The organism is Mycobacterium sp. DL440 (genome assembly GCF_011745145.1).
GTDB lineage: Bacteria > Actinomycetota > Actinomycetes > Mycobacteriales > Mycobacteriaceae > Mycobacterium.
Genome location: NZ_CP050191.1, coordinates 1,101,112 through 1,113,410, shown reverse-complemented (window position 1 = coordinate 1,113,410; position 12,299 = coordinate 1,101,112). Strand labels below are relative to the sequence as shown.

Sequence of the window (12,299 nt, the reverse complement as noted above, 5' to 3'; positions counted from 1 at the left end):
CGGGCTGTGGCTCTCAAATGCTGGCGAAGAACACAATCACCTATCCCCTCACGATCACGAGGGTTGTGTGATGCCGTTCTTTCACCGGTGACGGTAGCGTCAGCCACTGACGTTCATCTGGACGTCCGACTATCCAGCTCTGGCGTGTCCCTGGTGCAAGCAGCTGATGCCTGAGCCTCCGACGGACCGGCACCTCTCCTAGAGAGTCGCCCGGAAGACTCGCAACGAAAAAACCCGCCCCAACCAATGGCTAGAGCGGGTTTTTCAAACGTGGAGCTAAGGGGATTCGAACCCCTGACCCCCACACTGCCAGTGTGGTGCGCTACCAACTGCGCCATAGCCCCGTTTGTCGTGCCCCACGAAGTTACACCACGGCCACCCCTGGTTCAAAATCGCTGGTCAGGGAACCTCTCCGCCGGCCTCAGGGCCGAGCGCGCGGGCCGGAGTGTGCTCCGCGGAGGGCCGTCCGCGGGTCTCGGGAGCAAAGACCCAACCCACTGCAGCGACCAGCAGGATCACCCCGCTGATCACGAAGGCCCAGGAGAACGACAGGTACTGCGCGATCAGTCCGACAAGCAGTGAGCCGCCGACCGAACCGACGTCGGCCATCATCTGGAAGGTCGCCACCGCAGTGCCGCCGCGGGCCTTGTTGCCGATGATGTCGGCCACCGCGGCCTGCTGCGGGGCGGTGAAGATGCCGGTCGAGAAGCCCGCGATGTAGGCGGCCACCAGGAACAGCATCAGCCCGTCGGTGAACCCGACCATCACGGTCGAGATCCCGGCCGCCGTGAGCCCGACGATCAGCAGCAGGCGCCGCCCCACCCGGTCGGACAGGTAACCGCTGGGGATGACCGCCGACACGTTGCCGACTGCGAAGGTGGCCAGCGCCAGCCCCGCCATTCCGGGCCCACGATGCAGCACGTCGACGATGAACAACGGCACCAAGGCAATTCGGAGTCCGAACGCCGACCAGCCGGTGGCGAAGTTCGACAACAGTGCCGCCCGGTAGGCGCGGTTGCGCAGCGCCGTGCGGACGGTCACCTTGGCACCTTCTTCGGGCGCGGGCGCGGCCAACGACGAGTGCCGCAGGCTGATGAACACCACGGCGGCCGCCACCAACAGCGCGACGCCGTAGATCACGAACGGGGCGTTCAGGCCGAGCCCCGCGGTGAGGCTGCCGAGCACCGGCCCGCCGACCGACCCGACCAGGAACGCCGAGGAGAACAAGCCGGCCACGCGGCCGCGGGCATCCTCCGGACTGACGCGAATCATCAGCCCCAGCGCCGAGACAAAGAACATCGTCGAGCCGACACCACCAAGCGATCGGAACAGCAGCAGCTGCCAGTACGTCTGCGCGAACGCGCAGGCGCCGGTGGTGACGGCGACGATCAGCAGGCCCCACACGTAGATCCGGCGCTCCCCCAGTCGCTGGATCAGCACGCCGGTGGCCGGCGCGAAACACAGCCTCATCAGGGCGAACGCGGTGATGACGAACGTCGCGGCACTGATGCTGACGCCGAAGTGCCGCGCGTAGGCCGGCAGCACGGGGGCCACCACGCCGTAGCCGAGCGCGATGACGGCGTTGGCGACGATCAGGACCCAGACTTCACCGGGCAGCTTCGCCTTGGTGTCGCTTTGACAGTCGCCCTCCGTAACGCTCACCCAATGACTGTATTAACCACGCCCTTGGCGGCCTCCTGCACCTCCGCCAGATGCTCGGCCCCGAGGAACGACTCGGCGTAGATCTTGTAGACATCCTCGGTGCCCGACGGCCGGGCGGCGAACCAGGCGTTCTCGGTGGTGACCTTCAGCCCGCCCAGCGCCGCACCGTTGCCCGGCGCGGCGGTCAGCTTCGCGGTGATCGGCTCACCGGCCAGTTCGGTGGCGCTCACCTGCTCGGGCGAGAGTTTGGCGAGCCGCGCCTTCTGGTCCCGGTCGGCCGGCGCGTCGATGCGCGCATACGTGGGCGAACCGTAGCGTCCGGCGAGTTCGGCATACCGCTGCGACGGCGTCGACCCGGTGACCGCCAGGATCTCCGAGGCCAGCAGCGCCAGGATGATGCCGTCCTTGTCGGTGGTCCAGGTCGACCCGTCGGTGCGCAGGAACGACGCCCCCGCGCTCTCCTCGCCGGCGAAACCGATGCCGCCGCCGATCAGCCCGTCGACGAACCACTTGAACCCGACCGGCACCTCGACCAGCTTGCGGTCCAGCCCGGCCACCACCCGGTCGATGATCGAACTGCTGACCGCGGTCTTGCCGACCGCGGTGGCCGCGGGCCAGTCGGGCCGATGGGTATAGAGGTAGTCGATGGCCACGGCCAAATAGTGGTTGGGGTTCATCAGCCCGCCGTCCGGGGTAACGATGCCGTGCCGGTCGGAGTCGGCGTCGTTACCGGTGGCGATCTGGTATGTCCCAGGGTGGCCGATCACTTTTTCGAGAAGCCCGGCCATGGCGTTCGGTGAGCTGCAGTCCATCCGGATCTTGCCGTCGGTGTCCAGCGTCATGAACCGCCACGTCGCGTCCACCAGTGGATTGACCACGGTCAGGTCCAGGTTGTAGCGCTCGGCGATCGCACCCCAGTAGTCCACGCTGGCCCCGCCGAGTGGGTCGGCACCGATGCGGATACCCGCGGCCCGGATCGCGTGCATGTCCACCACATTGGCCAGATCCGCGACGTAGGCGTCCAGATAGTCGTGGCGCTGGGCCAGCTGCAAAGCCCGCGCCAGCGGCATGCGTTTCACCGGTTTGAACCCGTCGCGCAGGATGTCGTTGGCTCGCTTGGCAATCCACCCGGTGGCGTCGGTGTCGGCCGGCCCGCCGTTGGGCGGGTTGTACTTGAAGCCGCCATCGCGCGGCGGGTTGTGCGATGGTGTCACGACGATGCCATCGGCGAGGTCCGAATCGCGACCCCGGTTGAAGGTCAGTATGGCGTGGCTGACGGCGGGCGTCGGGGTGTAGCGGTCGGCCGAATCGATCATCGCCACAACATCATTGGCGGCCAGCACTTCAAGGGCCGACGCCCATGCCGGTTCCGACAGCGCATGGGTGTCGCGACCGAGGAACAGCGGGCCGGTGGTGCCCTGCGCGGCCCGGTACTCGACGATGGCCTGAGTGGTGGCCAGGATGTGGCCTTCGTTGAACGCGGTGTCCAGACTGGAACCGCGATGCCCGGAGGTGCCGAACACCACCTGCTGCGCAATGTCATCGGGGTCGGGCCGCCTGGTGTAGTAGGCGGTCACCACCTGCGCGATGTCGATCAGATCCTCGGGTTGAGCCGGTTGCCCGGCACGGGGATTGGCAGCCATGGTTCCCGATTGTGCTCCCGAACGGATGTCGGTGCCGGTTAGTCGCACACTAGCCGCCATACTTTTGGCTTATGTTCGGCCACGATCCCCGAGAATTGGCCGCGGTTTTCGTCGGCGGCGCCCTGGGCACGCTGGCTCGTGCCCTCCTGGCGGTGCTCATGGCTCCCGAACCCGGCCATTGGCCGTGGCCGACCTTCATCGTCAACATCGTCGGCGCGTTCCTGCTCGGCTACTTCACCACGCGGCTGCTGGAGCGGCTGCCGGTGTCCAGTTACCGCCGGCCACTGCTGGGCACTGGCGTGTGCGGCGGGCTCACCACCTTCTCCACCATGCAGGTCGAGACGGTCACCATGCTCGAGCACGGGAACTGGGCGTTGGCGGCCGGCTACACCGCGGCCAGCATCGCCGCCGGTCTACTCGCAGTGGCGATCGCAACCGCGATGGTGCGCCGGGCCATGGTGCGCAGATGAGTGCGCCGGTGACCGCGATGGTCTGGGCCGGGGTGATGCTTCTGGGCGGCGTCGGAGCGGTCTGCCGGTTCCTGCTCGACCGTGCCGTGTCCGCGCGCCACACCCGTGGCTTCCCGTTCGGCACCCTGGCCGTCAACCTCAGTGGAGCGTTTCTGCTCGGCTTCCTGGGCGGGCTGGCCCTGGACCGGCACGCCGCACTGCTGGCCGGGACCGCATTCGTCGGCTCCTACACCACGTTCTCCACCTGGATGCTGGAAACCCAACGCCTGGGCGAGGAGCGCCGGGTCTGGCCCGCGGTGGGCAACATTGGTATCAGCGTGGCGCTCGGTCTGATCGCGGCGTGGCTGGGCATGTCGCTGGGGGGCCAGCTGTGACCACCACCGATTACCTCAAGCTGACCGCGTATTTCGCCGAACGGTTGCGTCACGAGCACCGCTTCGTCGCCGACGCGCTCCTGGACCTGTACGGCGGCGGCGATGTCGCGATCAGCGTGATGCTGCGCGGGATCTCCAGCTTCGGTCCACACCATCACCTGCGGACCGACGAGACGTTGACCGGCTCGGAGGATCCGCCGATCGCCATCGCGGCGGTCGATGCCGCCGACAAGATCTCTGCGCTGGCCGAGCAGACCGTGGATCTCATTCCCCGAGGTCTGATCACCCTGGAGCGGGCGCGCCTGATCCGCGGTCAGTCACCGACGGCATCGGTTCCGGTGGCCACCGACTTCGCCAAGCTGACGGTGTACGTCGGCCGTCATCACCGGGTCGGCGGAATCCCGGCCTACCGCGCGGTGTGCGATCTGCTGCACCGACGTGGCTTCGCCGGGGCCACCGTGTTCCTGGGAGTCGACGGCACCGCGCACGGCCGGCGTCGACGCGCCGCGTTCTTCAGCCGCAACACCGAGGTACCGCTGATGATCATCGGGCTCGGGACCGGGGCCCAGGTCAACGAGGTGCTCGGCGAGCTGACCGAATTGCTGGAGAACCCGCTGCTCACGGTCGAGCGTGTCCAACTGTGCAAACGGGGCGGCCAGTTGCTGACCCGCCCGGCCGAACTCCCGGGCGCCGATGCCGAGGGCCGACCGCTGTGGCAGAAGTTGATGGTGCACACGTCCGAGACCGCGCACCACGACGGAGTGCCCATCCACCGGGCGATCGTCCGCAGGCTGATGCAGACCGGCGCCGCGGGCGGTGCCACCGTGCTGCGCGCGGTCTGGGGTTTCAGTGGCGCGGACACGCCGCACGGCGACCGGCTGTTTCAGTTCGGACGTCAGGTGCCGGTGACGACGATCGTGGTGGACTCCCCGGAACGCATCGCCGGGGCCTTCGAGATCATCGACGAGCTCACCCGCGAGCACGGCGTGATCAGCGCCGAGATGGTGCCCTCCGCAACCGTCGTCGACGCCGGCCACCGCCTCGGCGGCACCGATCTGGCGCGCTTTAGTTACTAAGCCCACAGCAGGCCTGGTAAGGCTAGCCTAGCTTTCCTTCGCCGTGTACCGTGCGACCCCATGCAGTCGACAACACCCGAAGCGGTCAGCGCCGCCCTCACCGAGATCCTTCGCGACGACATGAACGTCGATGTCCGCCGGGTGACCAGGGAATCCCGCCTCGTCGACGACGCGGGCCTGGATTCGGTGGCCTTCGCGGTAGGCATGGTGGCGATCGAGGACAAGCTTGGGGTCGTCCTGTCCGAAGAAGACCTGCTCAGCTGCGACACCGTCGGAGACCTCGAGGCGGCCATCCTGGCGAAAGTGCCTGCCGCGCAGAGCAGCCAGTGAGCGTGCTGGCCACGGCGCTCTCCGCGGCGCTGACCGCGAGCGACGCCGATCTCGTGGTGTACGACCAGGAGGCCCGCGTCTGGACCCGCCACCCGTGGGGGCAGATGTATGCCCGCGCCGAGAACGTCGCCGAGCAGATCGGCCACGACGGTTCGACGGCTGTCGGTGTGGTCGGTGAGCCCACCGTGGAGGGAATCGCGACGGTTCTCGGCGGCCTCCTTTCCGGCGCAGCGCTTTCAGTGCTGCCCGGTCCTGTCCGGGGAGCGGACGCCGGCCAGTGGGCGCAATCCACCCTGAAGCGGTTCGCCGACATCGGGGTGGGCACCGTATTCAGCCATGGCGACTACCTGAATCTGCTGCAGAAGGCCGACCCGTCCCCGGTGATCCACGACGACGTCGTCGTCGCACACACCCAGCGCTCCACTACTCTGCCGCTGGGAACCGGCCCGTGCGCGGTCCTGCAAGGCACGGCGGGTTCCACCGGCACACCACGCACCGCCCAGATGCCGCCCTCGGCGGTACTGGCCAACCTGAATGGGCTGGCCGGCCGGATCAGCTTGTCGCCCAGCGATATCGGCTGCTCCTGGCTGCCGCTGTACCACGACATGGGCCTGACCTTCCTGCTCACCGGAGCGATCCACGGCATCGAGGTGTGGCAGGCGCCGACGGCGGCGTTCGCGGCCTCACCGTTCAGCTGGGTGCGGTGGCTCACCGAGAGCCGGGCCACCCTGACCGCCGCGCCGAACATGGCCTACGGACTGATCGGCAAGTACTCCCGGCGGCTGACCGATCTCGACCTGTCGGCCCTGCGGTTCGCCCTCAATGGCGGTGAGCCGGTCGACTGTGAGGCCACGAGCCGGTTCGGCACCGAACTGGCCCGCTTCGGCTTCAACCCCGGAGCCCTCTCACCGTCCTACGGGATGGCCGAATCATCCTGCGCGGTCACGGTCCCCGTTCCCGGGCTCGGCGTGGTGCTCGACGAGATCACCGTCACCACGGACGCCGGGTCCAATCAGCAACAGCTCGCGGTCCTCGGTGACGCCATCGCCGGGATGGAAGTGCGCCTGCGCCCCAGCGACGACAATGCCGGCATCGTCGGCCGCGAGGTGGGCGAGATCGAGATCCGCGGCACCTCGATGATGTCGGGCTACCTCGGCCAGACCCCGCTGAGTCCCGGCGACTGGTTCGCCACCGGCGATCTGGGCTACTTCGTCGACGGTGGGCTGGTGGTGTGCGGACGCACCAAGGAACTGATCACGGTCGCCGGACGCAACATCTTCCCCACCGAGATCGAGCGAGTTGCCGCCCAGGTCAAAGGTGTTCGCGAAGGCGCGGTGGTAGCCGTGGGCGCCGGCGAGAAGGCAGTCCGGTCCGGTCTGGTGATCGCGGCGGAGTTCCGCGGTGCCGACGAGGCCGGAGCCCGCAGCCAGGTCATCCAGCAGGTGGCCTCCGAATGCGGCATCGTGCCCGCCGACGTGGTGTTCCTGGCACCGGGCTCACTCCCCCGCACCTCCTCGGGCAAGCTGCGCCGCCTGGAGGTCAAACGACAAATGGAGACAGCGAAGTCATGACCGCCATAGTGCCCACACCGGCGCCGGCCACCACCACCCTCGACGAGTACCGCGACCTGCTGGATCGGGTGTTCGACGACCAGGTCAAGGCATGGACCGCCGAAGCCGAAGAGACCGAACACTTTCCGCGTGCACTCATCGAACACCTCGGCCGCAACGGGGTGTTCACCGAGAAATGGGGCGACGGTCAGCAGCCCGATGTGGCCAAGCTGATCGAGTTGGCCTTCGCGCTGGGCCGGACGGGCTCCTCCGGCATCGGTGTGGGTGTCAGCCTGCATGATTCGGCCATCGCCCTCTTGCGCCGGTTCGGCAAATCCGATCACCTCCGCACCATCTGCGAACAAGCCGTTCGCGGCGAGGCCGTGCTGTGCATCGCCGCCTCTGAAGAATCCGGCGGCTCGGATCTGCAGATCGTGGAGACCGAAGTCCGCACGGCACGAGACGGTTTCGAGATCAAGGGCATCAAGAAGTTCGTCTCGCTGTCGCCGGTCGCCGATCACATCATGGTGGTGGCCCGCAACGTCGACCACGACCCGACGAGCCGGCACGGCAACGTCGTCGTCATCGCCGTCCCGACCTCGCAGGTCGAGGTGCAGACCCCCTACCGCAAGGTCGGCAACGGTCCCCTGGATACCGCCGCGGTACACATCGACACCTGGGTGCCCGCCGACCATCTGGTGGCCCGGGCCGGGACCGGGCTCGCCGCGATCTCGTGGGGCCTGGCCCACGAACGCATGTCGATTTCCGGGCAGGTGGCGTCCGGATCACAACGAATCCTCGGAATCACCTTGGCGCGCATGATGAAGCGTCGCCAGTTCGGCCACACCCTCTATGAGCACCAGGCGCTGCGGATGCGGATCGCCGATCTGCAGGCCCGCGTCGATCTGCTGCGTTATGCCCTGGCCGGGGTGGCCCTGCAGGGCAAGCTCGATCTCCGGGCCGCCGCTGCCTTCAAGGTGACTGCCGCACGTCTGGGCGAGGAGGTCGCGTCGGAGTGCATGCACATCTTCGGCGGTTCGGGCTACCTCGTCGACGAGACCCCGCTGGGCAAGTGGTGGCGCGACATGAAGCTGGCCCGGGTCGGTGGCGGCACCGATGAGGTGCTGTGGGAGCTGGTGGCCGCGGCGATGAAGCCCGACTACGAGGGCTACGCCGAATTCGCCGGAGCCTGAACCGGTTCCGGACCCGTTACCCGGCGGCGCCGAAGGCGTCGTCGGGGGTACGCGGCAGCGCGTAGAGGGCCATCCGCCGATTCGACATCTGGTGCTCACCCAGGAATTCGCAACCCGCCCACTCGCACAACCGGCGGGCGCCGGTGTTGCGGTGGTCCGGGTCGAACATGATCCGGCGGCAGTCCTGGTCGAGTTCGAACACGCTGGCCACGATGCGCGGCAACAGGATCGGGCCCATACCGCGGTTGACGAATCTCAGATCGGCGATCGCGGCGTGCATGCCGATGTCGTGCGGATCGGCGGCGTAACGGGGCGCGATCGAATCCTTGGCCGCCCGGTACAACTCGACGTAGCCGGCGGGCTTTCCGCGAAAGCTCGCGATCAGCGGCCGTGAGTACTGGCCGTCGAGCTGCGCCTGCAGGTAACGCCGCCAGCGGTCAGGCGCCCAGTCATACTCCCAGGCTTCGACCAGATGCGGACGGTTCATCCATTCCGAGATCAACTCGGCATCGGCGGCAGCGTCGGCCGGCCGGATGTCGTACGGCTCGGCCAGAACCGGGATGGGCGCTGCGTCGACCGCGCGCACCTCGTCGGAGATGTCGGTCAGCTCGCGTTTGAGGACGGGGGCCCCTGGCAAGTCGGCCACGTCGGTATCGATATCGGTCATTGAGCGCCGAGCCTACCGTAGCGAATGAGGGTAGGTTTACCTTCCTCCCGTGCGTCGACCCGGTCCGCATGGCCCGGTCCACCGGCTCAGGCCAGGAGCTTGGCCAACACCGTCAGATGGCTGAGTTCGACCTCGCGCGTGGCGGTCACCAACGTGACCGGGCCCGCATCGACCAGCGCACGCAGCTGCTCGAAGGCCGTGGCCTCCTCACCGGACTGCAGCTCCTCGGTGTAGCGGGCGACGAAGTCGTCGTAACGCTCGGGCTTGTGGTCGTACCAGTGACGCAGTTCCGTGGACGGGGCCACCGCAGGCAGCCAATGGCCCACCCGTGGATCCGTCTTCTTCATGCCCCTGGGCCACAACCGGTCGACCAGGATCCGATTCCCCTCATCGGATTCGGGCTCGGCGTACACGCGGGCCAACCGCACTCGGTTTTTCGCGGCCATGCCGTGCCATGGTAGTAGGCATGAGCGTCGATCGGGTCGCGGATTTGCAGCGCTGGCAGGATTCGGGTGCCCACTGGCGCGTCCTCACCCGCACCGCGGACGGCCTGACGATCGCCTTGCTGCGCTGCGACGGTGGCGAGGAAGTGGACCGGTTCACCTCCTCCGATCCTCAACTCCTCGCTTTCGTGGGTGCCCGCAGCGGCAGCGACGACGACGTGTGAGCCGGCAGCGTCATACCGCCGGACCGAAGCGCGCCAACCGGGCCAGATGATCGCGGTCCTCGACCCCGAGCTTGGCGAACATGCGGTACAGATGGCCGTCGACGGTACGCACGGACAGGCACAATTTGCCGGCGATCTGCCGGTTGCTCAGCCCCACACCGACGAGGTCGGCGATCTCCCACTCTCGATGGGTGAGCGGCAGGGGGTCGCCGGCGCAGCGCAGCGCCGGGGTGCGCGCGCCAGTCTGGCCCGCCAGCCACAGTGCCCTGGCCGCGGATTCCAATTCACTGCCGCGGGAGCCGGTCTCGGCGAACATCCGGGCCGCGTCGGCGGCGGCGTCGGCGGCCAGCACCAACGCACCGAGCGCCTCGAACCGGTCCGCCGCCGCGACGAGCAACGCGGGATCATGCCGAGTCACGGCGAGACTGTGCGCTCCAATGGCTTCCGCCACCCGAGTACCGCGCCGGCGCGCCAACTGCTGGATCCGCCGGTGGCCCGACGAGTCCCCGAATCTCAACGCGGTATGCAGGGCCGTGAGCTCGATCGCGTCCATGCCGCTCGCCCTGGCGACGTCCGCAGCCTGCACCGCCTGCTCGACGGCGCGGTCCGTCGCGCCCGTCGCAGCCGCCGCCCACGCCCGGCCCAGCTCCAACTCGGGCCGGAACACATCGCATGGCCCGCCTGCGGCGGCCTCGGCTCGCGCCAGCGCTCCGGCCGCAGCAGCGCCATCACCGCGCATTCCCTCGGCCTGAGCCAGGCACGCCACAACGACCATCAGCCACCCGGGCGGATGGCCCTGCGGCGTGGTCCACACCGCCGCCTGCAGGGCATCGCAGGCGGACGACAGGCGGCCGCGCGCCAGCTCCACCCGCCCGTACAGTGCGGTGACGATCGCCTCGGCCTGCGGCGAACCCGCCGCGCGGACGGCGTAGACGTCGCAGATGCCGTGCGCCTTCTCCAGCTCGACGTCGCCCAGAGCCGCCGCCATCTGCGCGAAGACGAACCAGTACCGCGGCGAGCCTGACACACAGCCTTCGGCAGCCAGCTCACCCCCGTGCGCCACCGCGACCGCCTCGTCCGACCTGCCGGACAGAGCCAACGCGCTCGAGGTGGCCAGTGCGGCCCACACTGTGGCCGTCGGTGACACCTTCTGGTCCAGTACTGCGGTGCCCAATGCGATCGCCTCGGCCAGCTCACCGGCGTGGAAGGCGAAAACCGCTTCCATCGCGGCGACCAGGCTCACCGTCTGCGGGCAGTGCAGCTGCTCGCGGAGCGTGGAGAGCACCGCATGGGCCGCGTCCGGCCGGGCGCATCCGAAGAACAAATTCGATGCCCGCAGGCAGCCCCACTGGGCCAGCATCGCTTCGTCGCCGGGGGCCGGCACCGACCGGGCCAACAGGTCTTCGGCCTGCTCGCCCCGGCCCTGCCAACTCATCGCATCGGCCAGCACGATCACCGCGGACATCCCGGCACCGTGATCCACTGCGTACCGCGCAAGCTCTTCTCCGAGAGACAGATTGGACATGGTGACGGCGCTGGCCGCGGCATCGGCGATGGCGTCCGGATCCGCCGGGACGTCGCCACCCACCATGAATCGAGCCAATTGGATACGACCGCGCACGTCCGGAACCGATCCTTTTCCGGGCGATTGCAGGTGTTCGGCCAGCAGCGACGCCAACTGTGTATTGATCTGCCGGGTTCGGGTCTTCGAGCAGCGGCTGCGCGCAACCTCACCGATGATCGGATGGCCGGGCTGTACCAGGGTGCAGGCCGCATCATTGAGCACCTGGATCGCTCCGCGCCGTTCCACCCGGGCGATCGCGTCGAGGTCGCAGACTGCTGTCAGCACGTCCCAGTCGAGGACCTCGGCGGTGGACACCACCTCGACCACGTCCCGCTCGTTCGGTGTGAGCGTGTCGAATCGTGAATTGATGAGGGCGTGCAGGTCTGCGCTGGCCCGCAGCGGCCCGCGCAGCCGCCACTGGCCCTCATCGCGCACGAACACCCCGTCGCCGAGTGCCGCGTTGACCACGCCCCGCAGGTAGAGCGGACTGCCAGACGAGAACCGGTGTAGGTCACCGACCGCGCGCGGGTCGACATCACCGTGCAACACCGCTGCCACCAACTCACCGGTCTGTTCCCGGGTGAAGGGCTCCAGGTCCAACCGCAGCAGCAGCTGTTCTTTCCACAACGCGGTCACGGCATCGGATGTGGGCGCACGATTTTGGATGGTGACGATCAGTTTCGCCGAGCCGTGCACCGCCAGTTGCTGGACCAGTAGTGCCGACAACTGATCGAGGTGCTGTGCGTCGTCGACCACGATGACCAGATCGGGTTCGGCGGCCAGCGCCTCGTGCGCCGCGGCGAGCATCACCGTGGGGTCATGCGCGTCGGTCAAAGTGAGCGCGTGCAGAAACGCCCCGAGCGGTACCGCCTGCCCGGTTTCGGTACCCAAAACAAACCGCACCGGGTGCCCGTCGTTCTCCATTTCCGCGGCCAACACCCGGGCCAATGCCGACTTGCCCACGCCGGCCCCGCCCGCCAGCACCACACCCCGGAAGTCGCCATGCAACGCCCGCGCGGCCTCGAGCAGTTCGGCATCCCGTGCAACAAATGGCCAGTCCGACAAGAACGACCCCCAGATGCTTCGCGTCGTATCCGGCTGAC

General features: G+C 68.2%; 12 protein-coding genes and 1 tRNA gene. 7 read left to right on the top strand and 6 right to left on the bottom strand.

The features are described 5' to 3' along the window. Window positions 1-271 precede the first annotated feature (271 nt). The 3 genes from HBE63_RS05540 to pgm all read right to left on the bottom strand — a co-directional run bounded on the left by HBE63_RS05540 (window position 272) and on the right by pgm (window position 3,305). Window positions 272-344: transfer RNA gene (locus HBE63_RS05540), tRNA-Ala, on the bottom strand. Window positions 345-399: 55 nt separating this feature from the next. Further along, window positions 400-1,662, bottom strand: a complete 1,263-nt coding sequence (locus tag HBE63_RS05535; RefSeq protein ID WP_166903857.1) for an MFS transporter — start codon at window positions 1,660-1,662, stop codon at window positions 400-402. Next, on the bottom strand, window positions 1,659-3,305 hold the full coding sequence (gene pgm / locus HBE63_RS05530) for a phosphoglucomutase (alpha-D-glucose-1,6-bisphosphate-dependent) (protein ID WP_166903856.1): 1,647 nt from the start codon (window positions 3,303-3,305) through the stop codon (window positions 1,659-1,661). The genes HBE63_RS05535 and pgm overlap by 4 nt, the downstream gene beginning before the upstream one ends. A 71-nt stretch (window positions 3,306-3,376) precedes the next feature. Here pgm and crcB (HBE63_RS05525) point away from each other — a divergent pair, with 71 nt between their 5' ends. The 6 genes from crcB (HBE63_RS05525) to mbtN are packed head-to-tail and all read left to right on the top strand — an operon-like array spanning window position 3,377 to window position 8,298. Beyond that, on the top strand, window positions 3,377-3,775 hold the full coding sequence (gene crcB, locus HBE63_RS05525) for a fluoride efflux transporter CrcB (RefSeq protein WP_166903855.1): 399 nt from the start codon (window positions 3,377-3,379) through the stop codon (window positions 3,773-3,775). Next, on the top strand, window positions 3,772-4,149 hold the full coding sequence (crcB, locus tag HBE63_RS05520) for a fluoride efflux transporter CrcB (protein WP_166903854.1): 378 nt from the start codon (window positions 3,772-3,774) through the stop codon (window positions 4,147-4,149). The genes crcB (HBE63_RS05525) and crcB (HBE63_RS05520) overlap by 4 nt, the downstream gene beginning before the upstream one ends. Beyond that, a complete protein-coding gene (locus HBE63_RS05515) occupies window positions 4,146-5,225 on the top strand; it encodes a DUF190 domain-containing protein (RefSeq protein ID WP_166903853.1) in 1,080 nt (359 codons plus the stop codon). Before crcB (HBE63_RS05520) ends, HBE63_RS05515 begins: the two co-directional genes overlap by 4 nt. Before the next feature lie 60 nt (window positions 5,226-5,285). Then, window positions 5,286-5,555: an acyl carrier protein gene (locus HBE63_RS05510; protein WP_055112333.1), complete on the top strand. Its 270-nt coding sequence runs from the start codon at window positions 5,286-5,288 to the stop codon at window positions 5,553-5,555. 5 nt (window positions 5,556-5,560) lie between these two features. Continuing rightward, complete coding sequence (mbtM, locus tag HBE63_RS05505) at window positions 5,561-7,126, top strand: long-chain-fatty acid--ACP ligase MbtM (protein WP_243858689.1); 1,566 nt, start codon at window positions 5,561-5,563, stop codon at window positions 7,124-7,126. Beyond that, the gene (gene mbtN / locus HBE63_RS05500; protein ID WP_166903851.1) at window positions 7,123-8,298 is read left to right on the top strand and encodes a mycobactin biosynthesis acyl-ACP dehydrogenase MbtN; all 1,176 of its coding nucleotides are present in this window, start codon (window positions 7,123-7,125) and stop codon (window positions 8,296-8,298) included. Before mbtM ends, mbtN begins: the two co-directional genes overlap by 4 nt. Before the next feature lie 16 nt (window positions 8,299-8,314). On the opposite strand, the gene HBE63_RS05495 is transcribed toward mbtN, so the two are convergent. Next, window positions 8,315-8,965, bottom strand: a complete 651-nt coding sequence (locus tag HBE63_RS05495; RefSeq protein WP_166903850.1) for a GNAT family N-acetyltransferase — start codon at window positions 8,963-8,965, stop codon at window positions 8,315-8,317. Between the two features lie 86 nt (window positions 8,966-9,051). Beyond that, complete coding sequence (locus HBE63_RS05490) at window positions 9,052-9,411, bottom strand: DUF488 domain-containing protein (RefSeq protein ID WP_166903849.1); 360 nt, start codon at window positions 9,409-9,411, stop codon at window positions 9,052-9,054. 20 nt (window positions 9,412-9,431) lie between these two features. Between HBE63_RS05490 and HBE63_RS05485 the strand changes: the two genes are divergently transcribed. Then, window positions 9,432-9,632, top strand: coding sequence for a hypothetical protein (locus HBE63_RS05485; protein ID WP_166903848.1), 201 nt, complete (start codon window positions 9,432-9,434; stop codon window positions 9,630-9,632). 10 nt (window positions 9,633-9,642) lie between these two features. Here HBE63_RS05485 and HBE63_RS05480 read toward each other — a convergent pair whose 3' ends face one another. Beyond that, a complete protein-coding gene (locus HBE63_RS05480; RefSeq protein WP_166903847.1) occupies window positions 9,643-12,261 on the bottom strand; it encodes a LuxR family transcriptional regulator in 2,619 nt (872 codons plus the stop codon). Between the last annotated feature and the right edge of the window lie 38 nt (window positions 12,262-12,299).

Bases quoted from the DNA above. Each gene is read 5' to 3' on its own strand.
- pgm (WP_166903856.1), bottom strand. From the start codon at position 3,305: ATGGCTGCCAATCCCCGTGCCGGGCAACCGGCTCAACCCGAGGATCTG.
- crcB (WP_166903855.1), top strand. From the start codon at position 3,377: ATGTTCGGCCACGATCCCCGAGAATTGGCCGCGGTTTTCGTCGGCGGC.
- crcB (WP_166903854.1), top strand. From the start codon at position 3,772: ATGAGTGCGCCGGTGACCGCGATGGTCTGGGCCGGGGTGATGCTTCTG.
- HBE63_RS05510 (WP_055112333.1), top strand. From the start codon at position 5,286: ATGCAGTCGACAACACCCGAAGCGGTCAGCGCCGCCCTCACCGAGATC.
- mbtN (WP_166903851.1), top strand. From the start codon at position 7,123: ATGACCGCCATAGTGCCCACACCGGCGCCGGCCACCACCACCCTCGAC.
- HBE63_RS05495 (WP_166903850.1), bottom strand. From the start codon at position 8,965: ATGACCGATATCGATACCGACGTGGCCGACTTGCCAGGGGCCCCCGTC.
- HBE63_RS05490 (WP_166903849.1), bottom strand. From the start codon at position 9,411: ATGGCCGCGAAAAACCGAGTGCGGTTGGCCCGCGTGTACGCCGAGCCC.
- HBE63_RS05485 (WP_166903848.1), top strand. From the start codon at position 9,432: ATGAGCGTCGATCGGGTCGCGGATTTGCAGCGCTGGCAGGATTCGGGT.